The following is a 26,365-nucleotide window of genomic DNA, read 5'->3' on the forward strand; positions in this document are numbered from 1 at the left end:
AGTATCGAGCTCTTATAGATCAAAATGCGCTAAGGCAAACTGTTCTGGATGTAAGGGGTAACCGAAAAAGAATCCCTGAGCCAGTCCATCCCCCATTTGTCGTACCATATTATTTTGATATTCGGTTTCTATTCCTTCGGCAACAAATTTGAGTTCAAGTGCTTGTGACAGCTGTACTATGGCTTGGCACAAACGTTTGCCTTTTTGATGTTGCAATTGCTCGGCAAATTCACCGGCAATTTTTAGCCCATCCAGTGGCAGACTGCCCAAACGACTCAATGATGACAGCCCGGTACCGAAATCATCGAGAACTATTTTGACGCCCAGTGCCCTGAGCTGTTTGAGGGTTTGTTTGGCCTGACGTGGGTGGCCCAGCAATGCCGATTCGGTGATCTCCAGAATCAAGGCTTGTGCGGGAAGCTGATGATGTTGCAGTGCAGATTTTACCTGTTGGTAAAAGTCCAGGTGCTCTAATTGCAGCGGCGATATATTGACTGAAATAATAAAGTCGTTGTCCTGTTGCCGCCAAACAGCCAGTTGTCGGCAGGCTTGCTCTACCACCCAGTTGCCGACAGTGATTATTAGACCGGTTTCTTCAAGCAAGGGTACAAAATCGGCCGCTTCCAACAGTTCATGAGGACTCTTGTGCCAGCGCAGCAGTGCTTCGGCACCGGCCATATGGTTATCTTTGAGCCTGACTATGGGTTGATAAAACAGGCTTAGTTGTCCCAGACCCAAGGCGTGACGCAGATCGCCGAGCAGTTTAAGTTTATGTTCGGCGGCCTCACTCATGGAGCTGTCATAGAAATTGATATGGCTGGCGCTGCGTTTGGCACTGTACATGGCGGTGTCGGCTTGGCTCAGCAGTTCGGAAGGGTCTATCTCCTGGTTGCCAAAAAGGCTGATACCTATACTGGTACCCAGGTAAAACTTTTGTCCTTCCAGTTCAAATGGGGTCTCGAATAGAGCCAATATCTGCTGTGCAAAAAGGTAGATATCTTCCTTGTCGCGGCAATCTTGCAACACCAGGGTAAATTCATCGCCGCCCATACGGGCGATATCGGCTCTCTCTATACAACCGGCTTCCAGCCTGGCGGCGACCAGTTGCAGTATTCTGTCCCCCATGGAATGACCGAAACTGTCGTTGACATGTTTAAAGCCGTTGAGGTCCAGAAACATCAAGGCTCCCGTGGTTGGCTTTCCTTGGTTGAAGGCCTCTAGACTGGCTCTGAGAACCTGGCGCAGCTTGCGCTTCATATGACGGCGATTGGGAAGCCCTGTCAGCATGTCAAACATGGCTTGTTCTGTCAGGCGTGATTCCAGCTGTTTACGCTCGCTGATATCGCTGAAGATGGTGACCAGATAACAACCGGATTCAGTCTGCAACCTGCGACTGCTCTGCCAGGCGGGGAAGTGACTGCCATCGACCCGGGTATGACTGACCTCTCCCTGCCAGAAGTCCCGCTGCGCCAGCGCAGCACGACATTCTCTCTGCTTGGGATCGTTTGCGGTTTCGAGGATCTGCAACTGCTGACCTATTAACTGCGCCTGACTAAAGCCGCAAAGACGGCAGAGGGCTCGATTGACCGCAAGGATTTTGCCCGAGGTATCACTGATGACAACGGCTTCGGCACTTTCTTCAAGAATGCCCGCCAATACGCTGCGGGGCAGCAGGCCGAATACGTCTTGAGCTTCACCTCTGGGACTAAGGCGACGATCCAAGGCTTCGAACCTCACCAAGATCATCTTATTACTATCTATTCTGACGGGTTCCAGGTAGAGGCGGGTTGGCAGCTCTTTGCCGTGGCGATTGAGGTGTAACCACTCCTGTACTTGAGAGCTGGCCGCCGCCGCTTGCATGAGTTTTTTGGCCAACTCTATACTGCTCTGACCGCCTAATTGCAGTCGGGGAGCAAAGTCGTAGAGAGTGGCATCGAGAATTTCCTGGTGAACACAGGCGAAGTAATCCAATGCTGCCTGATTGGCGGCAAAAATTTTGCACCCCATGAATAAGGCCAGAGGTGTCGAGTGAGGCTCGCTGCGCCAGAGTTGCAACTGGGGGCCGAGTTTTGTGTCGGCCACCAGGCTCTGTAACAGTTGTGTCCATCGGATCATCCAGGATACTCCCTTGTCGTTCTCCGTTGAGAACCACTTCCCTTTGTTATGTTTACACAGCTCCGCATATTCGGCTTTTCAACCAACAGGAAGGAAGCTAACACTTCCGACTATGTGGTGACCTGCCTTGCACCCTATAGCTTATTGGTTGGGCAAACGGTTATGTGGAACAGCATTTCAATCCGTTAGTTTAAAGCTAAACAGATCTACTCTTTGGCTCAATCAAAATTTCGTTTTGTTGCTAAAAACCTTCATTATCGGTCAAACTGGTGAAAAAATGTGTGATAGTCCTTGGAAGATGAATTTTTGTTCTCTCTAAGCAGGAGCGAATTTTGGCGAGATTAATACTGTTATTGAGCTGGTTGCTGGCCTTTGGCGTGAGTGCGACCGATTTGACGCAGCTGAGTGAAAAGGCCAGTGAAGATGCCCGACGTCTGGAACAGGAACAGTTGGAAAAGGCCAGGGTTGCCGCCAAGGAAACTGCCGAGCGGGAGCAGAAGGTGCTCAAGCGCCAGCAATCCGGTGACTGGCAGGAGGAGCAGAGGCTGAAGGCCAGTAAACAGTTTGATGAGAGGGCGCAGCGAGAGCAGAAATACCTGCAGGAAGCCAAAGAGGCGGCGGCCAAAGAGCGTAAAATCGACGAGCCCAAGATGAAGAAGCTGAAACAGAAGAAAATAGAGCCTTAAGCCAAATCTGTACTTCAGCCCCCCAAGTTAAAGTGTTTGCCGTTTAACTAAACTTGGAGGTCTTCAATAACGGCTGACGCTCAATTTACTATTAGTAGAACCTCTAGCCGAGCCAATATTAAACGGCAACTGAGCAAGACCGCTGAAATGATAGCGCAAGCCAATGGCACTGAGGCGAAGACAGAGGCAGTCCAAGGCTATCCTGTGCTGGTGAACAGTGCTGAATTGGTGGCCGAAGTCAGGCCATTGCTTGAGCAAGTGGTCGGCAAGGGGAGAGGCTGGTGGAACCCGGGCTTATCACATGGGCTGAGAACTTTGCTTTCTACGCGCAAGAAACCCCGGGAGTTTTCTTCTTTCTTGGGGTAACTCCTAAGGGGACTGACCCGGCAACGGCGGCCAGCAATCACTCCCCCTATTTCTATGCCGATGAAGCAGCGTTCAATACGGGGGTAGAGGCGTTGACCACACTGGCACTCTCCAGCTTAAGCAACAAATAAACCGTACGGGATAAAGCACTTTGCTTACAAAATCTGACAATTCCGTATCACTTGTTACTTGATTTGCAGTGCTTTTTTACCCGATATTGGATCTTTTGAAATCAGCAATCAGCCAAGGAGCGACCCAATGAAGCGTACGCTGACCGCCCTGCTGATGTCAGCCAGCCTTCTTGGGGCGGCGACAACACAGGCGACCACGGCCGAAGATATTCAGAGTTTTACCCTGAATAACGGCATGAAAATCATGGTATTGGAAGACTCATCCATTCCCAATGCCAACATGTATCTGTTTTGGAAGGTGGGTTCACGCAACGAGGTGCCCGGGATCACAGGGATCTCCCACTTCTTCGAGCATATGATGTTCAATGGCTCCAAGAAATACGGCCCCAAGATGTTTGACCGCACCATGGAAGCGGCCGGTGGCGCCAATAACGCCTACACTACTGAAAACGTGACCGTTTATACCGACTGGTTCCCTTCCAATGCGCTGGAAACCATTTTTGATCTGGAAGCCGATCGGATTGCGGCGCTGGATATCAATGCCGAGATGGTAGAGAGTGAGCGCGGCGTAGTTGCCTCAGAACGTACCACAGGGCTGGAAAACTCCAACTGGCGTACCCTGCAGGAAGAGGTAAAAGGTGTGGCCTTCAGGGCGCATCCTTATAGCTGGTCAGTGATTGGCCATGAATCTGATATTGCGGCCTGGACCTTGGAAGATCTGGTGCAGTATCACAAGACCTACTATGCCCCCAACAATGCGGTTGTGGTGATTGCCGGTGACGTTAAGCTGGCCGAGGTCAAGCGTCTGGCCCAGCGTTACTTTGGCCCTATCCCGGTGCAAGAGCCACCCAAGGCGGTGAAGACAGTCGAGCCGCTGCAAAAAGGGGAACGACGGGTCTTCGTCAAGAAAGAGTCTGTCAGCACGCCTAATATCATGCTGGCCTATCACGTACCGGCCACCACCAATAAAGACTATTACGCGCTGGATCTGCTGACCTCGATTCTGAGTGAGGGCAACAGCTCGCGTCTCTACAAGGCTTTGGTGGACAAGCAGTTGGCGATTGCCGCCGAGACTTATATGCCCATGTCTTTTGACCCCAACCTGTTGTACATCCTTGGGGTGGCGGCCCCAGGTGTCAGCGCCACCACTCTGGAACAGGCATTGATTGAAGAAGTCAACCGTATTGCCCGTGACGGCGTTAAGGTTGAAGAGTTGGAAAAAGCCAAAAATATCAAGCTGATGGATTTCTATCGCAGTATGGAAACCATCAATGGCAAGGCCAATACCCTGGGCACTTACGAACTTTATTTCGGTAGCTTCGACAAGCTGTTCCAGGCACCGGATGCCTATAACCGGGTCACAGTGGCCGACATTCAAAGGGTGGCAGAAACATACCTGCGCCGGGCCAACCGCACTGTGGGGGTACTGGCTGCACAAGAGGAGGCGGATCAATGAGCAAGGTTTTTTCTCTCAAGGCCTCTCTGGGCGCCGTGGCCATTGCTGCAGCCTTGATGGTTTCAGGTTGTCAGTCTACCCAGGTGAAGGTGAGCCAGGATACCGGCCACTTTGTACTGCCAACTTATGAAAGAGTCACTCTGGGTAACGGCCTGACGCTGATGCTGATGCCGCAGAAAGAGGTGCCGTTGATCACCCTGAACGCCGTGGTGAAAGTCGGCAGCGTCAATGACACCACAGCCGGTGTGGCAGAGGTGACGGCTCAGGGCTTGTTGCTTGGCGCCGCCGGTCGCACCAAGGCCAGCATAGAGCAGGAGGTGGACTTTCTCGGTGCCAGTCTGAATGCCGATGCCGGCCGTGAGGGCAGTTACCTCAGTGCCGATTTTATGGCCAAAGATGCTGATACCATGCTGGGATTGTTTGCCGATGTGCTGACCCGTCCCGACTTTGATGCTAGCGAGTTTGATAAACTCAAGAACCGCAGAGTCGCCGAGCTGGCGCAGGAGAAAGAGAGTCCCAAGTCTGTGATTGGGCGCTACTTCAACAAGTTGGTCTTCGGTCAGCATCCTTATGGCAATGCCACTTCGGGAACCAGTGAGTCTGTGTCCCAGTTGACGGTCAACCAGCTGAGAGCCTTCCACAAGGGCTACTATCAACCGGCCAATACCGCTATCAGCGTGGTGGGCGATTTCGACCCGGCGCAGATGAAGGCCAAGCTGCAGGCGGCATTCGGTCAATGGAGCAACAGTGAATCGCTGCGTGCCGTCGACCTCAAGCACGGGCTGCCGACTCTGTCTGCCAGCCGAGTCTTGCTGGTGGATAAGTCGGACGCGATAGAGACCACCTTCACCATAGGTGGCCTGGGTGTGACTCAGGATAACCCTGACTATGTGGGCCTGACTGTGGTCAACACCATACTCGGTGGCCGTTTTACCTCCTGGCTCAACGATGAGCTGAGGGTGAATGCCGGTTTAACCTATGGCGCGCGCTCGGGTTTCGTCCCCTATCGTGACTCAGGGGTGTTTATGATCAGTACTTTCACCAAGTCGGCTACTACAGAGGAAGCCATTGACTTGGCACTCAAGACCTACAGCCGCCTGTGGCAGAAAGGGATAGATCAGCAGACTCTGGATTCGGCCAAGGCCTACGTCAAAGGCCAGTTCCCGCCCAAGTTTGAAACCAGCGGCCAGTTGGCAGGTCTGCTGTCAGACATGTACCTGTACGGTTTTGATGAGTCCTATATCAATCAATTCCAGCAACGGGTGGATGGACTGACTCTGGCGCAGACCAAGCAGTTGGTTGACAACTACTTCCCCAAGGATAAGTTGCAGATGGTGCTGATTGGCAGTGGCGACAAGATAGCCCCGATAGCGGCCAAGTATGGCGAGGTGACCCGGGTCGATATCAAGGATGTCGGTTTCGGCGGTTAATCCTTTCATGGCAGTCAAACAACGCTTCTTGTTGTTTGACTGTCTTGCTTGGAGCACAGTGATTCAGACACATTCCCGGTAAAGTTAATCTGCAATTGCCTGTCATAACACCGGAAGCTTTTTACCACTATGATCGCTACATCATAGTCCCCCTAATGAGTTTCCTGTTGAACGCTAAAGTGTGATATCAGTTCTATTGGATAGACGATTGACTTGTTTGAGTATGTTTAACCGCTGAAGGCTGAAATAGTCGGTTAATCCCGTTACAATGCTGCTTTTATTTGCAGTGAAAGCTTTAGATGTCAGCCCTAGTCCACTCCCTTAAATCCTTGAACACTTTTGGAATCGATTGTTATTGTCGGGAACTCATCAGAGTGAGTTCTACCGCTGAGCTTGTCCGGGCTTGTATGCAGCACAAGGATGATGATGTCCCTATGCTGATCCTCGGTGGCGGCAGTAATCTATTGTTGCTTGAGGATTATCAAGGGAGCGTGATTCAAGTCGCTACCAAGGGAATCGACGTCAGTGAGGACCAAGCGCATTTCTATTTAAAGGTTGCCGCCGGTGAAAACTGGCATGAATTGGTTTGTGAAACGCTTAAGCTGGGGATGCCGGGACTTGAGAATATGGCTCTTATCCCTGGAACGGTTGGTGCTGCGCCGATTCAAAACATAGGTGCCTATGGGGTTGAACTGTGCCAGGTATGTGACTGGGTTGAGTATCTGGATCTGCAAACCGGGGGGATAACTCGTCTCGAGGCCGCTGATTGTGGTTTTGGCTATCGAGAGTCAATTTTCAAAAACGAGCTCAAGGGCAGGGCTGTGATCACCTCTGTCGGCTTGAAACTGCCTAAAGACTGGCAGCCCAAACTGAGTTATGGGCCGTTGCAGTCACTTGCTGAAGAGACAAAAGTGACCGCGCCTATGATTTTTAAGCAGGTATGTCAGGTTCGTCAGGAAAAACTGCCTAACCCTACCGTGCTTGGCAATGCCGGCAGCTTTTTCAAGAATCCAGTGGTTGCTGCTGCCGACTATCTTAAGTTGGCCGAACGCTTTCCTGATTTGGTGGGTTATGCTCAGCAGGATGGTACTGTTAAGTTGGCCGCGGGCTGGCTTATCGATAAGGCAGGTTTGAAAGGTTTCCAGATGGGAGCTGCCGCAGTTCATGATAAGCAAGCCTTGGTGCTGGTGAATAAAGGCGGCGCCAGCGGTGAAGATGTGGCTAATTTGGCGCGGGAAATTATCAGGCAAGTGCAAACGCGTTTCGGTGTTGAATTACTACCCGAGCCGCGAATTTTTGCGGCAACAGGAGAGAGGAGTCTCTGACGATGACCGAACAGTGGAAGCGCAAGCGGGAAATATTACAGCTGTTGCAGCAGGGTGAGTTTGTTTCCGGCGAGATACTGGCCGAACAGCTCGGTATCAGCCGTACCGCCGTCAGCAAGCATATCAGCGCCTTGGCCGCCTTTGGGATCGATATTTTCAGCGTGAAAGGCAAAGGTTATAAGTTAGCGAGAAGTTTGCATCTTATCGACAAGCCGCGTTTGCTTTCCGCTATAGATAACCGCTGTTTTTACTTTGATGAGTTGGCTGGTACCAACACCTTCCTGCTCAACCATGTCGATGAATTGAGTAATGGTGATCTCTGTATTGCCGAGTATCAATCGGCTGGACGAGGGCGTAGAGGACGCCAGTGGTTGTCGCCCTACGGCAGTCACCTCTACTTTTCCCTGTACTGGCAGTTCTCTCAAGGTCTTTCCCAGGCGATGGGCTTAAGTCTGGTGGTCGCCTGTTCTCTGGTTAGTGTGTTGGAGTCTTTCGGTATTACAGGTTTGGGAGTGAAGTGGCCCAATGATATCTATCTCGATGGCCGTAAACTTGCCGGTGTACTGATTGAAATGAGTGGTACTGCCGACAGCGAATGCGATCTAGTGATCGGAATAGGCTTGAATATGGCTATGCCTGCTGAACTGGGTGAGCAACTGGATCAACCCTGGAGCGATCTCAGTGGCCTTGATTCTATGCCGGACAAGACGGAGTTGGCTATCAATCTTTACCAACAGTTATTGAAAGATATTAAGCTGTTTGAAACTCAAGGATTGGCGGCATTCAGCACCAGGTGGCAGAGTGCCGATATCTTTGCCGGTCAACAGGTCAAACTGCTGCTGGGTGAGCAGCAGATTAGCGGCCACTACCTGGGAGTGGATGAGCAAGGCGGCGTTATCCTGCAGACAGATACAGGCACACAGCATTTTGTTGGTGGGGAAATCAGTTTACGCGGTGCTTGATTATTTTCGCAGTAGCACTTGATCCATCAGGTGGTCCTGACCTTTTTTCAGAATAAGATGTGCCCGCTCGCGGGTGGGCTCGATATTCAGATTCAGGTTCGGGCCGTTGATAGTGTCCCAGATATTGGCGGCTATATGTTCGGCTTCGGCATCGCTCAGCTTGGCATAGTGGTGGAAATAGGAGCGTTCATTGGCAAAAGCTGTATGCCGGAACTGCAGGAACCTGTCTATATACCAATGTTTCAGCAGTGATTCGTCCGCATCTACATAGATAGAGAAGTCTACGAAATCAGAAACAAAAGGCCGCTTGATACTCACTGGAGAATCCAGCTCTGTCTGCAGTACATTCAAGCCTTCCAGGATCAAAATGTCCGGCTGTCTGACCTGCTGCACTTCGGGAAGCCGGTCGTAACTGATGTGGGAATATAGAGGAGCCTCGACCAACTCGGCGCCTGACTTAATGGCGGCGATAAACTCCACCAATAGCTTCATGTCATAGCTTTCCGGAAAGCCCTTACGCTGCAACAACCCTTTTTGTTTCAGCTCGGCCAGCGGGTAGAGAAAACCATCAGTGGTAATCAGATCGACTTTAGGGTGTTCGGGCCAATGGCTCAACAGTGCCTGCAGGATACGGGCTGTAGTGCTTTTCCCTACGGCGACACTGCCGGCAATACTGATAATGTATGGGCTCTTCGCTGGGGTTTGCCCCAAAAACTCATTTAACACCAAACCTCTTTGCTGCTTGGCGCCAACGATCAAGTTAAGCAGACGGCTGAGGGGCAGATAGATGTCGGTAACTTCTGTGAGGGAAACTTTTTCGTTAATCCCCCGCAGCTTCTTCAATTCGGTTTCGCTCAAGGTCAAAGGCACAGACTCACGAAGTTCGGCCCATTGCTGGCGGTGAAAAGGCATATACAATGCCTGTTGAATTGAGTTGGCTGTTGTCATCTGATTTCCTCTGCTCAGGCAAGGCACAGTACACCATGAATTATTCGTGAACAATAAAAAATCCCTATGCCAGACCGAATTGTTTATCCCGTGTACAAAGGGTTAGGGGGAAGTCTAATCGCTACGCAGTGCCAGCGTAAAAAAACACCATTCAGGGCTTTTTTGCGAAAAAAAACCAATTTACTATTGCACTCGACCCAACATTTACCTAATATCCGCTACCGAAATGAAGTGCCGGCATAGCTCAGTTGGTAGAGCAACTGACTTGTAATCAGTAGGTCCCGAGTTCGACTCTTGGTGCCGGCACCAATTTTATTGGAGGGGTTCCCGAGTGGCCAAAGGGATCAGACTGTAAATCTGACGGCTCCGCCTTCGAAGGTTCGAATCCTTCTCCCTCCACCATTTTCAAGGTAAGTAGGTAGCCTTAAGTAGGTTGCGCGGGCATCGTATAATGGTATTACTCCAGCCTTCCAAGCTGATAACGCGGGTTCGATTCCCGCTGCCCGCTCCAAATTTGCATGCTGATATGGCTCAGGTGGTAGAGCGCATCCTTGGTAAGGATGAGGTCGGCAGTTCGAATCTGCCTATCAGCACCAGCCTCTCTTAAATTCTACTTTTACCTTTATAATCTGTTCGATGACATTCATTTGCATCGGACTTTTTCACTATATATGGTTTCACCACCAGAAAATCTTAGATTGAGGCAATACCATGTCTAAAGCTAAATTTGAACGTAGTAAGCCCCACGTTAACGTGGGCACCATTGGTCACGTTGACCATGGTAAAACCACTCTGACTGCTGCTATCTCAACTGTACTGTCTAAGACTTACGGTGGTGAGGCGCGTGACTTTGCAGCGATCGATAACGCTCCAGAAGAGCGTGAGCGCGGTATTACCATCAATACCTCTCACATCGAGTATGACACTCCAACTCGTCACTACGCCCACGTAGACTGCCCAGGTCACGCTGACTATGTTAAAAACATGATCACCGGTGCTGCCCAGATGGACGGCGCAATCCTGGTAGTAGCTTCTACTGACGGCCCAATGCCACAGACTCGTGAGCACATCCTGCTGTCTCGTCAGGTAGGTGTACCTTTCATCATCGTATTCATGAACAAGTGTGACATGGTAGACGATGAAGAGCTGCTGGAACTGGTAGAGATGGAAGTTCGTGAACTGCTGTCTGAGTACGATTTCCCAGGTGATGACCTGCCAGTAATTCAGGGTTCTGCTCTGAAAGCTCTGGAAGGCGACGCTCAGTGGGAAGCCAAGATCATTGAACTGGCAGAAGCACTGGATACATACATCCCTGAGCCAGAGCGTGATATCGATAAGCCATTCCTGCTGCCTATCGAAGACGTATTCTCAATCTCTGGTCGCGGTACTGTAGTAACAGGTCGTGTAGAGCGCGGTATCATCAAAGTTGGTGACGAAGTAGAAATCGTGGGTATCCACGACACTACCAAGACCACCTGTACTGGTGTAGAAATGTTCCGTAAGCTGCTGGACGAAGGTCGTGCCGGTGAGAACTGCGGTATCCTGCTGCGTGGTACCAAGCGTGATGAAGTAGAGCGTGGTCAAGTACTGGCTAAGCCTGGTTCAATCACTCCACACACCAAGTTCGAATCAGAAGTTTACGTCCTGTCTAAAGAAGAAGGTGGTCGTCACACTCCATTCTTCAAAGGCTACCGTCCACAGTTCTACTTCCGTACAACTGACGTGACCGGTACTATCGAACTGCCAGAAGGCGTAGAGATGGTAATGCCAGGCGACAACATCAAGATGGTTGTAACTCTGATCTGCCCAATCGCGATGGACGAAGGTCTGCGCTTCGCAATCCGTGAAGGTGGCCGTACAGTTGGTGCTGGTGTTGTAGCTAAGATCATCGCTTAATTGCGGATCTCGGCTATCATAAAAAGGCGACCTTAGGGTCGCCTTTTTACTGGCCGTTTGTCAGTCGTTCAAAAATGGTTGGCAATGAGTGTTGAAGTCAGTATAATTTGCGCCACTTTTTGACAGCGTTAATGCTGTTGATAATTCCGACAGTAGGCTTGTAATCCGTAACTGGATGAGTATAATAGCCTCCTCGCTTAACTTGAGTAAGCGACAAAAGTTGATTTAGCCCTCGGGGCTAAACACAAATACAGCGACTCCGATTGGGAGTCGAACGGTTAAATCATCTCGCTCTGTCTTTCCAAGAAAGGAAATGGCTAGAGGGTGATTTTTTATGTGTCCATTTTAGGAGCTCTGGTCAATGCAGAACCAAAGAATCCGTATCCGCTTGAAAGGATTTGATCATCGTTTGATTGATCAGTCTACCGCGGAAATCGTTGAAACTGCTAAGCGTACTGGCGCCCAGGTACGTGGTCCTATCCCACTGCCTACGCGCAAAGAGCGTTATACCGTTTTGATCTCTCCGCACGTTAATAAAGATGCTCGTGACCAATACGAAATCCGTACTCACAAGCGTTTGGTTGACATCGTAGAGCCAACTGAGAAGACTGTCGACGCGCTGATGCGTCTGGATCTTGCGGCTGGTGTCGACGTACAGATTAGCTTGGGTTAATTGAGATCCTTAGAAGAGGTTTGAGAGATGGCTATCGGTCTTATTGGTCGTAAAGTGGGTATGACCCGCATCTTCACCGAAGATGGCGTGTCTATCCCTGTTACTGTAATTGAAGTAAATGCAAACCGCGTTACTCAGGTGAAAACTCTGGAAAACGACGGCTACCGTGCACTTCAAGTTACTACTGGTGCCAAAAAAGCCAATCGCATCACTAAGCCAGAAGCAGGTCACTTTGCCAAAGCGGGCGTTGACGCCGGCCGTGGTTTGTGGGAAATGCGTCTGGCAGACGGTGAAGGCGAAGGCATTGAAGTTGGTGCTGAGCTGAACGTAGATATCTTCGCTGACGTAGCGAAAGTAGATGTTACCGGTCAATCAAAAGGTAAAGGTTTCCAAGGCGGCGTTAAGCGCTGGAACTTCCGTACCCAGGATATGACTCACGGTAACTCATTGGCGCACCGTGCTAACGGTTCTATCGGTCAGAACCAGACGCCAGGTCGCGTATTCAAAGGCAAAAAAATGTCAGGCCACATGGGTGCTGAGCGTGTTACCACTCAAAATCTGGACGTAGTACGTGTAGATGCTGAGCGTAACCTGCTGCTGGTTAAAGGTGCTGTTCCAGGCGCTACCAATGGCGACCTGATCATCAAGCCTGCCGTTAAAGCCTAAGGTCTGAGGAGATAGTAATGGAATTGGTATTGAAAGACGCGCAAAGCGCTCTTGAAGTTTCCGAAACTACCTTCGGCCGTGACTTTAATGAAGCACTGGTTCATCAGGTAGTTGTAGCTTACGCTGCAAACGCGCGTCAGGGCACTCGTGCTCAGAAAACTCGCGCTGAAGTGACTGGCTCTGGCAAGAAGCCATGGCGCCAAAAAGGTACTGGCCGCGCTCGTGCGGGTGGTGTCAAGGGTCCAATCTGGCGTGGCGGTGGCGTAACTTTCGCTGCTAAAACCCAAGATCACAGCCAGAAAGTCAACAAGAAAATGTACCGCGGCGCTCTGAAGAGCATCCTGTCCGAGCTGGTACGTCAGGAACGTCTGATCGTTGTTGAAAAGTTTGCTGTTGAAGCTCCTAAAACTAAAGAGCTGAAGGCCAAGCTGAAAGACATGGGTCTGGAAGACGTATTGATTGTGACTTCCGAAGTTGACGAGAATCTGTTCTTGGCAGCTCGCAACCTGTACAAGGTTGATGTTCGTGATGTTGCTGGTATTGACCCAGTAAGCCTGATCGCGTTCGACAAAGTGCTGGTAACTGCTGATGCTGTTAAGCAAATCGAGGAGATGCTGGCATGATCCGCGAAGAACGTTTACTGAAAGTTATTCTGGCGCCTCACATCTCTGAAAAGAGCACTGTGGTTGCTGAGAAGAACAACACTGTAGTTTTCCGTGTAGCTATCGACGCCACTAAAGCTGAGATCAAAGCTGCAGTTGAAAAACTGTTTGAAGTTGAAGTTGATTCAGTTCGCACTCTGGTGAACAAAGGCAAAACCAAGCGTCACGGTGCCCGTGTTGGTCGTCGCAGCGATTGGAAAAAAGCCTATGTTACTCTGGCTGAGGGTGCTGACATCGATTTCGTCGGCGCTGAAGCGTAAGGAGATTACTCATGGCAGTTATTAAGTGTAAGCCAACCTCTCCAGGTCGTCGCCACGTCGTTAAAGTGGTTAACTCTGACCTGCACAAGGGTAAACCTTTTGCTGGCCTGTTGGCGAAAAAATCTAAGAGTGGTGGCCGTAACAACACTGGTCGTATCACTGTTCGTCACGTTGGTGGTGGTCATAAGCAACACTACCGTCTGATTGACTTCAAACGTGATAAAGATGGTATCCCAGCGAAGATTGAGCGTCTGGAATACGATCCAAACCGTACCGCGCACATTGCGCTGGTACTGTACGCAGACGGTGAGCGTCGCTACATCCTGGCTGCCAAAGGCATGCAGGCTGGTGACAAAATCGTTTCTGGCGTAGAAGCTGAAATCAAGACAGGTAACGCCCTGCCACTGCGTAACATCCCAGTTGGTAGCGTAGTTCACGCTGTTGAAATGAAACCTGGCAAAGGTGCTCAGATTGCACGTTCTGCCGGTGCTTATGTACAAGTTGTAGCTCGTGATGGCGCTTATGCCACTCTGCGTCTTCGCTCTGGCGAAATGCGCAAAGTGCCAGTTGATTGCCGCGCGACTCTGGGTGAAGTTGGTAACGCCGAGCACATGCTGCGTCAGCTGGGTAAAGCTGGTGCCAAGCGCTGGAGAGGCGTACGCCCAACAGTTCGTGGTGTTGCAATGAACCCAGTAGACCACCCACATGGTGGTGGTGAAGGCCGTACTTCTGGTGGTCGTCACCCAGTGACTCCATGGGGTGTGCCAACTAAGGGTTACAAGACCCGTAGTAACAAGCGCACTGACAAGTACATCGTACGTCGTCGTAATAAATAGTAAGAGGATTCGCCATGCCACGTTCTCTCAAGAAAGGTCCATTCATTGACCTGCACTTGCTGAAGAAGGTAGAGAAAGCGGTGGAAGCAGGTGACAAGAAGCCTATTAAGACTTGGTCACGTCGCTCAATGATCATTCCAAACATGATTGGTTTGACCATCGCTGTCCATAATGGTCGTCAGCACGTTCCTGTGTTCGTAACTGACGAAATGATCGGCCACAAACTTGGTGAATTCTCACCAACTCGCACTTATCGCGGCCATGCTGCTGATAAGAAAGCGAAGAAGCGCTAATACGGGAGGAATGAGATGGAAGTTTTAGCTAAACATCGTTTTGCCCGTACGTCGCCTCAAAAGGCTCGTCTGGTAGCTGATCAGATCCGCGGTTTGCCTGTTTCCAAGGCCCTCGAGATCCTGACCTTCAGCCCCAAGAAAGCCGCCGTACTGGTCAAAAAAGTACTGGATTCAGCCATTGCTAATGCTGAGCATAACGAAGGTGCTGACATTGATGAACTGAAAGTTGGAAAAGTCTTCGTTGATGAAGGTCCAACTATGAAGCGCATCATGCCACGTGCTAAAGGCCGCGCCGACCGTATCATGAAGCGTACCAGCCACATTACTGTGGTTGTATCAGATCGCTAGGAGAGAGCAATGGGACAGAAAGTACATCCTAATGGTATCCGTCTGGGTATCACTAAGCCTTGGATCTCTACCTGGTACGCTGATAAAGCAGACTACGCTGCTAATCTGCACGGCGACTGGGAAGTGCGTAAGTTTCTCGAAGAGAAGCTGAAAGCCGCATCAGTATCTAAGATCGTTATCGAACGCCCAGCGAAAAGCATCCGCGTTACCATTCACACTGCCCGTCCAGGTGTTGTGATCGGTAAGAAAGGTGAAGACGTTGAGGTTCTGCGTGCTGAAGTTGCCAAAATTACTGGCACTCCTGCGCAAATTAACATCGCTGAGATCCGTAAGCCTGAACTGGACGCCAAGCTGGTAGCTGATTCTATCGCTCAACAGCTGGAACGTCGTGTTATGTTCCGTCGCGCTATGAAGCGTGCGGTACAGAACGCTATGCGTCTGGGCGCTAAAGGTATCAAAGTTGAAGTTAGTGGCCGTTTAGGCGGCGCTGAGATTGCGCGCACCGAGTGGTATCGCGAAGGCCGTGTGCCTCTGCATACACTGCGTGCTGACATCGACTATTCAACCTCTGAAAGTCACACTCAATACGGTGTGATCGGCATTAAAGTTTGGGTCTTCAAAGGTGAAGTCCTGGACGGTATCGTGCCTCAGATCGAAGAGCCGAAGCAGCAACCTAAGCGCAAGCCTCGTGGTAAATAGGAGAGCCGGCAATGCTGCAACCTAAACGTATGAAGTTTCGCAAAATGTTCAAAGGCCGCAACCGCGGTCTGGCGAACGGTACTGAAGTTAGCTTCGGTACATTTGGTCTGAAAGCAGTTGGCCGCGGCCGTTTGACTGCCCGTCAGATCGAATCTGCACGTCGTGCCATGACACGTCACATTAAGCGTCAAGGTCAAATCTGGATTCGGGTTTTTCCTGACAAGCCAATTACCTCTAAGCCTCTTGAAGTGCGTATGGGTAAAGGTAAAGGTAACGTTGAATACTGGGTATGTCAGATTCAACCAGGCAAGGTACTCTATGAAATGAATGGCGTTTCAGAAGAGCTGGCTCGCGAAGCATTCGCACTGGCCGCTGCTAAACTGCCTATCAAGACTACCTTCGTAACTAAGACGGTGATGTAATGAAAGCGAGCGAACTGAGAGAAAAGAGCGTTGAGGAATTGAACGCTGAACTGCTTGGTCTGCTGCGTGAGCAGTTTAACCTGCGTATGCAACACGCCACTGGTCAGCTGGCACAAACTCACCAGCTGAAACAAGTGCGCCGTAACATTGCGCGCGTTAAGACCATTATTACTTCTAAGGCAGGTGCATAATGTCTGAGAAAATCCGTACTTTGCAGGGTAAAGTCATCAGCGACAAGATGGACAAGTCCATCACTGTAGCTGTTGAGCGTCAAGTTAAGCACCCAATCTACGGTAAGTACATTAAACGTACTACTAAGATCCATGCACATGACGAACAAAACCAGTGTAAAGAAGGTGATTTCGTGTCTATTCGCGAATGTCGCCCTCTGTCTAAGACCAAGTCTTGGACTCTGGTTGAAGTAGTAAGCAAGGCCTAATTTTTATTAGGTAAACTGGTAAACGGCTCCTTTTCGGGGCCGTTTGTTTTTTAATACTATCCATCCTCTATTTATGGTGTTATACTTGCGCGCCATTTTTGACCGATTTGAACGGCAAAAATGGTGTTTATTTAGCCCCATGGTGGGGATTGTGTAGTAACGATAGCGGAGCACTTAAAATGATCCAAATGCAATCGACTCTCGATGTCGCATGTAACAGCGGCGCGCGCAGAGTTCAGTGTATTAAGGTCTTGGGTGGCTCTCATCGTCGTTATGCCGGTATCGGCGACATCATCAAGGTTTCTGTTAAAGAAGCCATTCCTCGCGCTAAAGCGAAGAAAGGTGATGTGTATAACGCGGTGGTAGTCCGTACTAAGAAAGGCGTACGTCGTCCAGACGGTTCTGTCATTCGCTTCGATCGGAATGCAGCGGTATTGCTTAACGCAAACCTTGCCCCGATTGGTACTCGTATCTTTGGACCTGTGACACGTGAACTGCGTACTGAGCAATTCATGAAGATTGTGTCGCTGGCACCAGAAGTACTGTAAGGAGCTTCAAAATGGCAGCAAAAATCCGTCGTGAAGACGAAGTAATTGTACTGGCCGGTAAGGATAAGGGTAAGCGCGGTAAGGTTACTCGTGTACTTACTACCGGTAAGTTAATTGTTGAAGGCATCAATCTCGTTAAGAAGCACCAGAAGCCTAACCCACAACTGGGTGTGACTGGTGGTATCGTTGAGAAAGAAGCACCGATTCAAGCATCTAATGTTGCGATCTTTAACCCTGTCACTGGCAAGGCGGATCGTGTTGGTTTCCGATTCGAAGACGGTAAGAAAGTCCGTTTCTTCAAATCGAACAGTGAACTCGTTAAGTAACTGGAGTAAACGATGGCGAAACTGCATGATAGATACAAAGAGACTGTTGTTGCTGAACTAACTAAAAAGTTCGGTTATACCAGTGTCATGCAAGTCCCTCGGATTGAGAAAATCACCCTGAATATGGGTGTTGGCGAAGCCGTAGCTGACAAGAAAATCATGGAAAATGCTGTCCGTGATATGACTGCTATTGCCGGCCAAAAACCAGTTGTGACTGTAGCTCGTAAGTCAGTTGCTGGTTTTAAAATCCGTGAAGGCTACCCTATTGGCTGTAAAGTAACCCTGCGCGGTGAGCGCATGTGGGAATTCTTTGAGCGTTTGGTTGACATCGCAATCCCTCGTATCCGTGACTTCCGTGGTCTGAGCGCTAAGTCGTTCGACGGCCGTGGTAACTACGCGATGGGCGTGCGCGAGCAGATCATCTTCCCAGAAATCGACTACGATAAAGTCGATAAGATTCGTGGTATGGATATTGTTATCACTACCTCTGCGAATACTGACGAAGAAGGTCGCGCTTTGCTTGATGCTTTCAACTTCCCATTCAAGAAATAAGGGGTAGCGAAATGGCAAAATTGTCAATGAAGGCACGTGAAGCAAAACGTGCAAAGCTCGTGGCCAAGTATGCTGAAAAGCGTGCAGCTCTTAAGGCTATCATCAGCAGCCCAGAGTCTTCTGACGAAGCTCGTTGGGATGCGGTTCTTAAGCTGCAAGCTCTACCACGTGATTCAAGCGCATCGCGTCAACGCAATCGCTGTAATCAAACTGGCCGCCCACATGGTTTCCTGCGCAAATTCGGTCTGAGCCGTATCAAGCTGCGTGAAGCAACCATGCGTGGTGAAGTTCCTGGTCTGCGTAAGGCCAGCTGGTAAGCACTTGTCACGGAGTAAGCTAATATGAGCATGCAAGATCCTATTGCGGATATGTTGACCCGTATTCGTAACGGCCAAGCTGCTAACAAAGTATCTGTGAAGATGCCTTCTGCCAAACTGAAAGTTGCTATCGCAAAGCTGCTGAAAGATGAAGGTTATATCACTGACTACGCCGTAGCAGAAGAAGGCGCTAAGCCTGAACTGGAAATCACTCTGAAGTATTTCCAGGGCCAACCTGTTGTTGAGACTATCCAGCGCGTAAGCCGTCCTGGTCTTCGTATTTACAAAGGTAAAGACGAGCTGCCAAAGGTTATGGGCGGACTGGGTGTCGCAATTGTGTCCACTTCTAAAGGCCTGATGACTGATCGTGCCGCCCGCCTTGCAGGCATGGGTGGTGAGGTTATCTGCTACGTAGCGTAAGGAGCTAGGAATGTCTCGTGTAGCAAAAGCACCAGTATCTATTCCAGCCGGCGTAGAGGTGACTTTAAACGACCAAACTATTACCGTTAAAGGCGGTAAAGGTAGTCTGACTCGAGTAATCAACAGCGCAGTTAACGTTGTTGTTGAAGGTGCAGAAATCAAGTTCTCTCCTGTTGAAGGCGTTGTTAACGCTTGGGCACAGGCAGGTACTGCTCGCGCACTGATCAACAACATGGTTGTTGGTGTTTCTCAGGGTTTCGAAAAGAAGCTGAAGCTGGTTGGTGTGGGTTACCGTGCCAAAGTTAGCGGCAGCGCTCTGGACCTGACCTTGGGTTTCTCTCACCCTCTGGTTCATCAATTGCCAGAAGGCGTTACAGCTGAATGTCCAAGCCAAACAGACATCGTACTGAAAAGTATCGATAAAGAGCTGGTTGGTCAGGTTGCGGCTGAAATTCGTGGCTATCGTCCACCAGAGCCTTATAAGGGCAAGGGTGTTCGCTATGAAGACGAACAAGTACGCCGTAAAGAGGCTAAGAAGAAGTAGGTAACGCGATATGGATAAGAAAACATCTCGCTTGCGCCGCGCCACTCGCGCTCGCAAGAAGATCCAAGAGCTGGGCGTCAACCGTCTGGTTGTACATCGTACACCGCGTCACATTTACGCTCAGGTAATCAACCCTGAAGCTCAGGTGCTGGCTGTTGCCTCTACTGCTGAGAAAGCAGTAAAGGAACAACTGAAGTACACCGGTAACGTAGATGCGGCCAAGGCAGTAGGTAAAGCTATTGCTGAGCGCGCGATCGAAAAAGGCGTAACTGTTGTTGCTTTCGATCGTTCTGGGTTCAAGTATCACGGTCGTGTTGCTGCTCTTGCAGAAGCCGCTCGTGAAGCTGGCCTCCAGTTCTAAGGGGTAAAACAATGGCTAAATTAGAAGCTCAGCAAAAAGACGATCTGCAAGAAAAGCTGATTGCAGTTAATCGTGTTTCTAAAGTAGTTAAAGGTGGTCGTATCTTTAGCTTCACCGCTCTGACTGTAGTGGGTGATGGTAACGGTAAGATCGGCTACGGCTATGGTAAAGCGCGTGAAGTTCCAGCTGCTATTCAAAAAGCAATGGAAAAAGCCCGTCGTAACATGGTTACAGTAAACCTGAACGAAGGCACTCTGCACCATCCGGTGAAGGGTCGCCACTCTGGTTCACGTGTTTACATGCAACCTGCTTCAGAGGGTACCGGTATTATCGCCGGTGGCGCAATGCGTGCCGTATTGGAAGTAGCAGGCGTTCATAACGTACTGTCGAAAGCATACGGTTCTACTAACCCGATCAACATCGTTCGTGCAACTGTTGACGCACTGGTACATATGAAGTCACCAGCGCAGATTGCAGCCAAGCGTGGCCTGAATGTTGACGAAATTCGGGGGTAATGCACCATGGCTACTAAAACTATCAAAGTAACCCAGACCAAAAGTGCTATCGGCCGCCTGCCTAAGCACAAGGCCACTCTGACAGGTCTTGGTCTGCGTCGTATTGGTCACACCGTTGAGTTGGAAGATACTCCTGCTATTCGCGGTATGATCAATAAGGTCTACTACATGGTAAAGGTGGAGGACTAATCAATGCGTCTGAATACTTTATCTCCAGCTGCAGGCGCTAAGTCTGCACCTAAGCGTGTAGGCCGTGGTATTGGTTCTGGCTTGGGTAAGACCGCTGGTCGCGGTCACAAGGGTCAAAAATCTCGTAGCGGTGGCGGTGTACGCCCTGGCTTCGAGGGTGGTCAAATGCCACTTAAGATCCGTCTGCCTAAGTTCGGCTTTACCTCGCGTATCGCTATGGTAACTGCTGAAGTTCGCTTGAGCGAACTGGCAAAAGTTAATGGTGACGTTATCGACCTGAACGCACTGAAAGATGCGAACGTAATAACTCGCAACATCCAGTTTGCGAAAATCGTTCTTTCAGGTACCATTGAGCGCCCAGTGACCGTAAAAGGTCTGAAGGTAACCAAAGGTGCACGCGCAGCTATTGAAGCTGCCGGCGGTAAGATCGAGGAATAATACGTCGATGGCAAAACCAGGACTTGATTTAAAAAGCGCGAAAGGTGGACTTTCCGAATTGAAAGTTCGCCTCCTGTTCGTGATTGGCGCAATTATCGTGTTTCGTGCCGGTTCATTTGTGCCAATTCCTGGTATTGACGCTGCTGTATTGGCAGAGCTGTTTGCTCAGCAAAAGGGAACCATCCTGGGCATGTTTAACATGTTCTCGGGTGGCGCCCTTGAGCGCGCCTCTATTTTTGCATTGGGGATCATGCCGTACATTTCGGCCTCGATCATCATGCAGTTGCTGACTGTTGTGCATCCTGCACTCGCTGAACTGAAGAAGGAAGGTGAGTCAGGACGTAAGAAAATCAGCCAGTATACAAGATGGGGCACGTTGGTGCTGGGTACATTCCAGTCGATCGGTATTGCAACAGGGTTACCTAATCTGGTGAACGGCCTGGTGGTCGATCCCGGTTTCGGATTCTATTTTGTTGCAGTCGTCAGTTTAGTCACAGGAACCATGTTCCTGATGTGGCTTGGCGAGCAAATTACCGAGCGCGGTATAGGTAACGGTATCTCGATCCTGATTTTCGCAGGTATCGTAGCCGGTCTGCCTTCTGCTATCGGTCAAACGGCCGAGCAAGCGCGTCAAGGCGACTTGAACGTATTGGTATTGTTGTTGATTGCGGTGATTGTGTTTGCCGTAACCTATTTCGTGGTATTTGTGGAGCGTGGTCAGCGTCGTATCGTCGTTAACTATGCTAAGCGTCAGCAGGGCCGAAAGGTATTTGCTGCGCAGTCAACCCATTTGCCGCTGAAGGTTAATATGGCCGGCGTAATTCCGCCAATCTTTGCGTCCAGCATAATTCTGTTCCCAGGCACACTGGCTCAGTGGTTTGGTCAGAATCCGTCTATGGAATGGCTGACTGAGGTTTCCCTCGCAGTTTCTCCTGGACAGCCGCTGTACTCTCTGTTGTATGCAGCAGCAATTATTTTCTTCTGTTTCTTCTATACTGCGTTGGTGTTTAACCCTCGTGAGACAGCAGATAACCTGAAGAAGAGTGGTGCGTTCATTCCCGGGATCCGTCCCGGCGAACAGACTTCGCGTTACATTGATAAAGTGATGACCCGTTTGACTCTGGCAGGCGCGTTGTATATTACCTTTATCTGTTTAATTCCGGAGTTCATGTTAATCGCATGGAAAGTACAGTTCTATTTTGGCGGTACTTCACTACTGATTATGGTAGTTGTGATCATGGACTTCATGGCTCAGGTTCAGACCCATATGATGTCTCATCAATATGAGTCTGTGATGAAGAAAGCTAATCTGGTGAACAAAGCGAATCTCGATCGCTTTGGTCGATAAGATAGCTTTACGGAGTGATGAAATGAAAGTTCGAGCTTCCGTGAAGAAGATCTGCCGTAACTGCAAGATCGTCAAGCGTAGTGGCGTTGTACGCGTTATCTGTGTTGAACCAAAACACAAACAGCGTCAAGGCTAAAAATCTTGGCCAGCTCTTAACTGGGCTGGCCAAAAATATTGTTTGCAAACTAGTCATCTGTCGAGTATCCTTTCGGGCTTTTCACAGATGGCCTTTAACTTAAGGAGTGCATAGTGGCCCGTATCGCTGGCATTAACATTCCTGATCAAAAGCACACAGTCATTGCACTGACTGCTATCTACGGTATCGGTCGTACTCGCGCTAAAGCTATCTGCGCGGCTACAGCCATTGCCGAAGACGCTAAGATCAAGGAATTGAGCGAAGCTCAAATCGATACTCTACGCGAAGAAGTTGCCAAATACTCAGTAGAAGGTGACTTACGCCGTGAGGTTTCAATGAACATCAAGCGTCTTATGGACCTTGGTTGTTATCGTGGCCTCCGCCATCGCCGTAGCCTGCCTCTCCGTGGGCAACGTACTAAGACCAATGCGCGTACTCGCAAAGGTCCACGTAAACCAATCAAGAAGTAACGGGAAGGTAGACAATGGCTAAAGTTCCGTCACGTTCTCCGCGTAAGCGCGTACGTAAACAGGTTGCTGATGGCATGGCTCATATCCATGCGTCTTTCAACAATACAATTGTTACTATCACAGATCGTCAAGGTAACGCTCTGTCATGGGCGACTGCAGGTGGTTCAGGTTTCCGTGGTTCACGTAAATCTACTCCATTTGCTGCGCAGGTGGCAGCTGAGCGCGCAGGTACTGCCGCTCAGGATTATGGTGTTAAAAACCTTGAAGTTTTCGTGAAGGGTCCAGGTCCAGGTCGTGAGTCAGCCATTCGTGCGCTGAACGCTGTTGGTTACAAAATTACCAACATCACTGATGTGACGCCGATCCCTCATAACGGTTGTCGTCCTCCTAAAAAACGCCGCGTGTAATTGGCAGTTTCGTTAGGATAGTTGGAGAAAGATCATGGCAAGATACTTGGGTCCCAAGCTCAAGCTCAGCCGCCGGGAAGGTACTGACCTTTTCCTGAAAAGCGGTGTGAGAGCAATCGATTCGAAGTGTAAGCTGGAAGCTGCACCTGGACAGCATGGCGCTCGTAAGCCACGTTTGTCTGATTACGGTTTGCAGTTACGCGAGAAACAAAAAGTTCGTCGTATTTACGGTGTGCTGGAAAAGCAGTTCCGTAACTACTACAAAGAGGCTGCACGTCTGAAAGGCAACACAGGTGAAAACCTGCTGCAACTTTTGGAAACCCGTCTGGATAACGTAGTTTATCGTATGGGCTTTGGTGCGACTCGTGCAGAAGCACGTCAGCTGGTTAGCCATAAGTCAATTATGGTCAACGGTCGTGTTGTTAACATTCCGTCATTCAAAGTGTCTGCGAATGATGTTGTAAGCATTCGCGAGAAGTCACAGAAGCAAGCCCGTATCAAGGCTGCTCTGGAAGTGGCTGCTCAACGCGAGAAGCCTACATGGGTTGAAGTCGACAGCGCAAAAATGGAAGGTGCTTTCAAGCGTCTGCCAGAACGTAGCGATTTGTCTGCGGAAATTAACGAACAGCTGATCGTCGAGCTTTACTCTAAGTAAGGCTAACAAACAAGAGAGGACACAATGCAGGGTTCTGTTACAGAATTTCTTAAACCGCGTCTCGTTGATATCGAGCAGGTTAACCCAACTCGTGCCAAGGTGACTCTGGAGCCACTCGAGCGTGGTTTTGGTCATACTTTGGGTAACGCGTTGCGTCGCATCCTATTGTCGTCTATGCCCGGCTGCGCGGTTACCGAAGTCGAGATCGACGGCGTACTGCATGAATACAGCAGTAAGGAAGGCGTACAAGAAGATATCCTTGAAATATTGCTGAACCTGAAAGGGCTGGCAGTTATGATCGAGGGTAAAGACGAGGCTATGCTCACTCTGAGCAAGTCCGGCGCAGGCCCTGTTACCGCAGCCGACATCACCCACGACGGCGATGTCACAATCGTGAACCCGGATCATGTTATCTGTCACCTGACCGGTAACAATGACATCAGTATGCGTATCCGCGTTGAGCGTGGTCGTGGTTATGTACCGGCTTCTGCCCGTGCACAAACCGAAGACGATGATCGCCCAATCGGTCGTCTGCTGGTCGATGCTTCATTCTCGCCTGTTGCTCGCATTGCTTATAATGTTGAGGCGGCTCGTGTGGAACAGCGTACTGACTTGGACAAGCTGATCATCGATATGACTACTAATGGTACTATCGATCCTGAAGAAGCTATCCGTCGTTCTGCGACCATCTTGGCTGAACAGCTGGATGCCTTCGTTGAACTGCGTGATGTGACTGAGCCAGAGCAGAAAGAAGAGAAACCGGAGTTCGATCCGATTCTGTTGCGTCCTGTCGACGATTTAGAGCTAACTGTACGTTCGGCTAACTGTTTGAAAGCCGAAGCGATTCATTACATCGGAGATCTGGTACAACGCACTGAAGTTGAGCTGCTCAAAACTCCTAACCTGGGTAAGAAATCGCTTACCGAGATCAAGGATGTGTTGGCATCTCGCGGACTGTCGCTAGGTATGCGTCTGGAAAACTGGCCACCGGCTAGTTTGGCAGACGACCTGTAAGTCCCAGGTTTTGTACAGATTTAGGTTATAAGGATTAGGTCATGCGCCATCGTAAGAGTGGTCGTCAACTTAACCGCAACAGCAGTCACCGCCAAGCCATGTTCCGTAACATGGCAAGTTCACTGGTTCGTCATGAAATCATCAAGACAACTGTAGTGAAGGCCAAAGAACTGCGTCGCGTAGTTGAGCCTCTGATAACACTTGCTAAAAGTGACAGCGTAGCAAACCGTCGTCTGGCGTTTGCTCGTACTCGCGACCAAGAAGTCGTAGGTAAACTGTTTAACGAACTGGGTCCACGCTATCAGGAACGTCCTGGTGGTTACACCCGTATCCTGAAGTGCGGTCTGCGTGCCGGTGATAAAGCCCCTATGGCTTACATCGAGCTGGTTGGTCGCCCAGAAGCTGCTGAAGCTGTAGAAGTTGAAGCTGCTGCTGAGTAATCTCAGGTAAGTTCTGAAAAAGCCCCGCTAACAGCGGGGCTTTTTATTTTCTATATTGTCGTAATTAATCCATCAGTTCGGCCTGCTCCCTGACCCTCTCAGGCAAACTCAGTTGCCATCGCTTTAAACCACTCTCACTGAATAGATAAGCACCGCTGGTATCCATCTTGGGGAATATCTCTGCCGGCTTTTTGCCCGTCAGGATCTGTTTGGCTATGGTTCCTGCTATGCGGCCATGTTTGTAACCATCAAGAATATACCCTCCGATATTGCCCTTTGAACCTACACTGAAATCCCAGAACCCAAAATGAGGCACGGTGGCGTTGTCGTGAGTCCAGCGAGCGACCCGCATCTCATCTACTATCTGTTGCTTATCGTCTTGCAGTGTTTGATACAGGGCCACAAATACAGCATCATAGCCTCGCTCTCGGGCGCTTGACACAGAAGCCTGCCAACTGCTGAACTTTTGATGTTGTTCAATATCGATTTGGTTGTTGCCTATCATCAGATTCTGGTTGAGTTTTTTAATCGAGTTTATGGCGGTTTCAGACGTATAACTAAAGTCAAATAACAGTAAGAATTTATGTGGTGGTGGAGTGGGTAACATCGCCTGTGCCATCAACAGCGAGCGTTTAAACAGAGGACGCTCCAACACACCGGTAATGTTACCTGTATGCTTGATTCTATAATCACGAGGATTACCGTTGATCCCTAAATAAACTACAGGGGTTTGGGTTTGGCTGAAGCGCTCATGTAGCAGCATCAAGGCATTGTCATCGGCGAGAAATACCAAATCGGGTTTAAGTTCCAGGTATCTTTGCCAGGCTTTATCGGCCTGGATTTTAAATTGCTCTTTGGGGAGTCGCTTGGTATCAAGAGCGAAGGTATGAAATGGGTGTTCATTGCCAAGGATGGATATTATCCCGGCTTTATAGCTTTGGTCCCAGGGATATTCGGCGTGGTAGGACTCAATCAGCAAGAGATTGGCGGCACCGGTTGGCAGTGACAGCAGTAAACCCAGAAATACCAATGCGCGCATGCTAAGTCCTTGTATCCAGCCTATAGAATTTTA

At 49.8% G+C, this 26,365-nt stretch carries 37 protein-coding genes, 4 tRNA genes and 1 pseudogene; 39 read left to right on the forward strand and 3 right to left on the reverse strand.

What is annotated here, in order from left to right; genetic code table 11:
• Positions 1-12: 12 nt before the first annotated feature.
• Positions 13-2,115, reverse strand: a complete 2,103-nt coding sequence (locus WKR14_RS00915; RefSeq protein WP_224866862.1) for a putative bifunctional diguanylate cyclase/phosphodiesterase — start codon at positions 2,113-2,115, stop codon at positions 13-15.
• 332 nt (positions 2,116-2,447) lie between these two features.
• On the opposite strand from WKR14_RS00915, the gene WKR14_RS00920 reads away from it, so the two are divergent.
• The 6 genes and pseudogenes from WKR14_RS00920 (at position 2,448) to birA (ending at position 8,471) form a co-directional block, all read left to right on the forward strand.
• Complete coding sequence (locus tag WKR14_RS00920) at positions 2,448-2,801, forward strand: hypothetical protein (protein WP_248953104.1); 354 nt, start codon at positions 2,448-2,450, stop codon at positions 2,799-2,801.
• Between the two features lie 108 nt (positions 2,802-2,909).
• Positions 2,910-3,298 (forward strand): annotated as a pseudogene (locus tag WKR14_RS21320) (M20/M25/M40 family metallo-hydrolase); the annotation flags it as partial.
• A 127-nt stretch (positions 3,299-3,425) separates the two neighbouring features.
• A complete protein-coding gene (locus WKR14_RS00930; protein WP_339087230.1) occupies positions 3,426-4,754 on the forward strand; it encodes a pitrilysin family protein in 1,329 nt (442 codons plus the stop codon).
• A gap of 56 nt (positions 4,755-4,810) precedes the next feature.
• Complete coding sequence (locus WKR14_RS00935; protein ID WP_412486220.1) at positions 4,811-6,184, forward strand: M16 family metallopeptidase; 1,374 nt, start codon at positions 4,811-4,813, stop codon at positions 6,182-6,184.
• A 299-nt stretch (positions 6,185-6,483) separates the two neighbouring features.
• Entirely contained in the window at positions 6,484-7,509 is a 1,026-nt protein-coding gene (gene murB / locus WKR14_RS00940) for a UDP-N-acetylmuramate dehydrogenase (RefSeq protein WP_101053119.1), read from the forward strand.
• Positions 7,510-7,511: 2 nt separating this feature from the next.
• The gene (gene birA / locus WKR14_RS00945; RefSeq protein ID WP_101053117.1) at positions 7,512-8,471 is read left to right on the forward strand and encodes a bifunctional biotin--[acetyl-CoA-carboxylase] ligase/biotin operon repressor BirA; all 960 of its coding nucleotides are present in this window, start codon (positions 7,512-7,514) and stop codon (positions 8,469-8,471) included.
• Here the strand turns inward: birA and coaA are convergent, their stop codons facing one another.
• A complete protein-coding gene (gene coaA / locus WKR14_RS00950; RefSeq protein WP_039036033.1) occupies positions 8,472-9,419 on the reverse strand; it encodes a type I pantothenate kinase in 948 nt (315 codons plus the stop codon).
• A gap of 233 nt (positions 9,420-9,652) precedes the next feature.
• On the opposite strand from coaA, the gene WKR14_RS00955 reads away from it, so the two are divergent.
• The 33 genes from WKR14_RS00955 (at position 9,653) to rplQ (ending at position 25,293) form a co-directional block, all read left to right on the forward strand.
• Positions 9,653-9,728, forward strand: a tRNA-Thr gene (locus tag WKR14_RS00955).
• An 8-nt stretch (positions 9,729-9,736) separates the two neighbouring features.
• Positions 9,737-9,821 (forward strand) — tRNA-Tyr (locus WKR14_RS00960).
• Positions 9,822-9,856: 35 nt separating this feature from the next.
• Positions 9,857-9,930, forward strand: a tRNA-Gly gene (locus WKR14_RS00965).
• 9 nt (positions 9,931-9,939) lie between these two features.
• A tRNA-Thr gene (locus WKR14_RS00970) sits at positions 9,940-10,015 on the forward strand.
• A gap of 115 nt (positions 10,016-10,130) precedes the next feature.
• Positions 10,131-11,315 (forward strand): elongation factor Tu, encoded by a 1,185-nt coding sequence (tuf, locus tag WKR14_RS00975; protein WP_165564289.1) that lies wholly within the window; start codon positions 10,131-10,133, stop codon positions 11,313-11,315.
• A gap of 361 nt (positions 11,316-11,676) precedes the next feature.
• Positions 11,677-11,988: a 30S ribosomal protein S10 gene (gene rpsJ / locus WKR14_RS00980; protein ID WP_011635639.1), complete on the forward strand. Its 312-nt coding sequence runs from the start codon at positions 11,677-11,679 to the stop codon at positions 11,986-11,988.
• A 27-nt stretch (positions 11,989-12,015) separates the two neighbouring features.
• Positions 12,016-12,654: a 50S ribosomal protein L3 gene (gene rplC, locus WKR14_RS00985; protein ID WP_025889970.1), complete on the forward strand. Its 639-nt coding sequence runs from the start codon at positions 12,016-12,018 to the stop codon at positions 12,652-12,654.
• 17 nt (positions 12,655-12,671) lie between these two features.
• Positions 12,672-13,277, forward strand: a complete 606-nt coding sequence (gene rplD / locus WKR14_RS00990) for a 50S ribosomal protein L4 (protein WP_025011959.1) — start codon at positions 12,672-12,674, stop codon at positions 13,275-13,277.
• On the forward strand, positions 13,274-13,576 hold the full coding sequence (rplW, locus tag WKR14_RS00995) for a 50S ribosomal protein L23 (RefSeq protein ID WP_039036038.1): 303 nt from the start codon (positions 13,274-13,276) through the stop codon (positions 13,574-13,576). Before rplD ends, rplW begins: the two co-directional genes overlap by 4 nt.
• An 11-nt stretch (positions 13,577-13,587) precedes the next feature.
• Entirely contained in the window at positions 13,588-14,412 is an 825-nt protein-coding gene (gene rplB / locus WKR14_RS01000; protein WP_101057424.1) for a 50S ribosomal protein L2, read from the forward strand.
• A gap of 14 nt (positions 14,413-14,426) precedes the next feature.
• The gene (gene rpsS / locus WKR14_RS01005; RefSeq protein ID WP_025011962.1) at positions 14,427-14,705 is read left to right on the forward strand and encodes a 30S ribosomal protein S19; all 279 of its coding nucleotides are present in this window, start codon (positions 14,427-14,429) and stop codon (positions 14,703-14,705) included.
• A gap of 15 nt (positions 14,706-14,720) precedes the next feature.
• Positions 14,721-15,053, forward strand: a complete 333-nt coding sequence (gene rplV / locus WKR14_RS01010; RefSeq protein ID WP_039036040.1) for a 50S ribosomal protein L22 — start codon at positions 14,721-14,723, stop codon at positions 15,051-15,053.
• Positions 15,054-15,062: 9 nt separating this feature from the next.
• Positions 15,063-15,752, forward strand: coding sequence for a 30S ribosomal protein S3 (gene rpsC, locus WKR14_RS01015; RefSeq protein ID WP_101057426.1), 690 nt, complete (start codon positions 15,063-15,065; stop codon positions 15,750-15,752).
• An 11-nt stretch (positions 15,753-15,763) separates the two neighbouring features.
• Complete coding sequence (gene rplP, locus WKR14_RS01020; protein WP_039036042.1) at positions 15,764-16,174, forward strand: 50S ribosomal protein L16; 411 nt, start codon at positions 15,764-15,766, stop codon at positions 16,172-16,174.
• Positions 16,174-16,365, forward strand: a complete 192-nt coding sequence (gene rpmC / locus WKR14_RS01025; RefSeq protein ID WP_011758342.1) for a 50S ribosomal protein L29 — start codon at positions 16,174-16,176, stop codon at positions 16,363-16,365. The genes rplP and rpmC overlap by 1 nt, the downstream gene beginning before the upstream one ends.
• Complete coding sequence (rpsQ, locus tag WKR14_RS01030) at positions 16,365-16,613, forward strand: 30S ribosomal protein S17 (protein ID WP_025011966.1); 249 nt, start codon at positions 16,365-16,367, stop codon at positions 16,611-16,613. Before rpmC ends, rpsQ begins: the two co-directional genes overlap by 1 nt.
• 179 nt (positions 16,614-16,792) lie before the next feature.
• Positions 16,793-17,161, forward strand: coding sequence for a 50S ribosomal protein L14 (rplN, locus tag WKR14_RS01035; RefSeq protein ID WP_011494644.1), 369 nt, complete (start codon positions 16,793-16,795; stop codon positions 17,159-17,161).
• An 11-nt stretch (positions 17,162-17,172) separates the two neighbouring features.
• Positions 17,173-17,487: a 50S ribosomal protein L24 gene (gene rplX, locus WKR14_RS01040; protein WP_025011967.1), complete on the forward strand. Its 315-nt coding sequence runs from the start codon at positions 17,173-17,175 to the stop codon at positions 17,485-17,487.
• 12 nt (positions 17,488-17,499) lie between these two features.
• Positions 17,500-18,039: a 50S ribosomal protein L5 gene (gene rplE, locus WKR14_RS01045; RefSeq protein ID WP_025011968.1), complete on the forward strand. Its 540-nt coding sequence runs from the start codon at positions 17,500-17,502 to the stop codon at positions 18,037-18,039.
• A gap of 11 nt (positions 18,040-18,050) precedes the next feature.
• Complete coding sequence (gene rpsN, locus WKR14_RS01050; RefSeq protein WP_025011969.1) at positions 18,051-18,356, forward strand: 30S ribosomal protein S14; 306 nt, start codon at positions 18,051-18,053, stop codon at positions 18,354-18,356.
• 24 nt (positions 18,357-18,380) lie between these two features.
• On the forward strand, positions 18,381-18,776 hold the full coding sequence (gene rpsH / locus WKR14_RS01055; RefSeq protein ID WP_025011970.1) for a 30S ribosomal protein S8: 396 nt from the start codon (positions 18,381-18,383) through the stop codon (positions 18,774-18,776).
• Positions 18,777-18,786: 10 nt separating this feature from the next.
• Complete coding sequence (rplF, locus tag WKR14_RS01060; RefSeq protein ID WP_101057428.1) at positions 18,787-19,320, forward strand: 50S ribosomal protein L6; 534 nt, start codon at positions 18,787-18,789, stop codon at positions 19,318-19,320.
• A gap of 10 nt (positions 19,321-19,330) precedes the next feature.
• The gene (gene rplR, locus WKR14_RS01065) at positions 19,331-19,681 is read left to right on the forward strand and encodes a 50S ribosomal protein L18 (protein ID WP_025889969.1); all 351 of its coding nucleotides are present in this window, start codon (positions 19,331-19,333) and stop codon (positions 19,679-19,681) included.
• Positions 19,682-19,692: 11 nt separating this feature from the next.
• On the forward strand, positions 19,693-20,196 hold the full coding sequence (gene rpsE, locus WKR14_RS01070; RefSeq protein WP_025011973.1) for a 30S ribosomal protein S5: 504 nt from the start codon (positions 19,693-19,695) through the stop codon (positions 20,194-20,196).
• Between the two features lie 6 nt (positions 20,197-20,202).
• On the forward strand, positions 20,203-20,385 hold the full coding sequence (gene rpmD / locus WKR14_RS01075; protein ID WP_101057429.1) for a 50S ribosomal protein L30: 183 nt from the start codon (positions 20,203-20,205) through the stop codon (positions 20,383-20,385).
• Positions 20,386-20,388: 3 nt separating this feature from the next.
• A complete protein-coding gene (gene rplO / locus WKR14_RS01080; RefSeq protein ID WP_039036045.1) occupies positions 20,389-20,823 on the forward strand; it encodes a 50S ribosomal protein L15 in 435 nt (144 codons plus the stop codon).
• A gap of 7 nt (positions 20,824-20,830) precedes the next feature.
• Positions 20,831-22,171 (forward strand): preprotein translocase subunit SecY, encoded by a 1,341-nt coding sequence (gene secY / locus WKR14_RS01085; RefSeq protein WP_101057431.1) that lies wholly within the window; start codon positions 20,831-20,833, stop codon positions 22,169-22,171.
• 22 nt (positions 22,172-22,193) lie between these two features.
• Positions 22,194-22,307 carry a 50S ribosomal protein L36 gene (rpmJ, locus tag WKR14_RS01090; protein ID WP_006083579.1) on the forward strand — a complete coding sequence of 38 codons (114 nt, stop codon included), beginning with the start codon at positions 22,194-22,196 and terminating at the stop codon, positions 22,305-22,307.
• A 113-nt stretch (positions 22,308-22,420) separates the two neighbouring features.
• Positions 22,421-22,777 carry a 30S ribosomal protein S13 gene (gene rpsM, locus WKR14_RS01095; RefSeq protein WP_025011977.1) on the forward strand — a complete coding sequence of 119 codons (357 nt, stop codon included), beginning with the start codon at positions 22,421-22,423 and terminating at the stop codon, positions 22,775-22,777.
• Positions 22,778-22,791: 14 nt separating this feature from the next.
• Positions 22,792-23,184 (forward strand): 30S ribosomal protein S11, encoded by a 393-nt coding sequence (rpsK, locus tag WKR14_RS01100; protein WP_025011978.1) that lies wholly within the window; start codon positions 22,792-22,794, stop codon positions 23,182-23,184.
• A gap of 34 nt (positions 23,185-23,218) precedes the next feature.
• Positions 23,219-23,839, forward strand: a complete 621-nt coding sequence (gene rpsD / locus WKR14_RS01105; protein WP_025011979.1) for a 30S ribosomal protein S4 — start codon at positions 23,219-23,221, stop codon at positions 23,837-23,839.
• A 24-nt stretch (positions 23,840-23,863) separates the two neighbouring features.
• Positions 23,864-24,853 (forward strand): DNA-directed RNA polymerase subunit alpha, encoded by a 990-nt coding sequence (locus WKR14_RS01110; RefSeq protein WP_039036048.1) that lies wholly within the window; start codon positions 23,864-23,866, stop codon positions 24,851-24,853.
• A 41-nt stretch (positions 24,854-24,894) separates the two neighbouring features.
• Complete coding sequence (gene rplQ / locus WKR14_RS01115; protein WP_028781249.1) at positions 24,895-25,293, forward strand: 50S ribosomal protein L17; 399 nt, start codon at positions 24,895-24,897, stop codon at positions 25,291-25,293.
• A gap of 64 nt (positions 25,294-25,357) precedes the next feature.
• Here the strand turns inward: rplQ and WKR14_RS01120 are convergent, their stop codons facing one another.
• Positions 25,358-26,332, reverse strand: a complete 975-nt coding sequence (locus WKR14_RS01120) for an ABC transporter substrate-binding protein (protein ID WP_165564290.1) — start codon at positions 26,330-26,332, stop codon at positions 25,358-25,360.
• Between the last annotated feature and the right edge of the window lie 33 nt (positions 26,333-26,365).

Source organism: Shewanella chilikensis (assembly GCF_037953065.1).
In the GTDB taxonomy this organism is placed as follows: domain Bacteria; phylum Pseudomonadota; class Gammaproteobacteria; order Enterobacterales; family Shewanellaceae; genus Shewanella; species Shewanella chilikensis.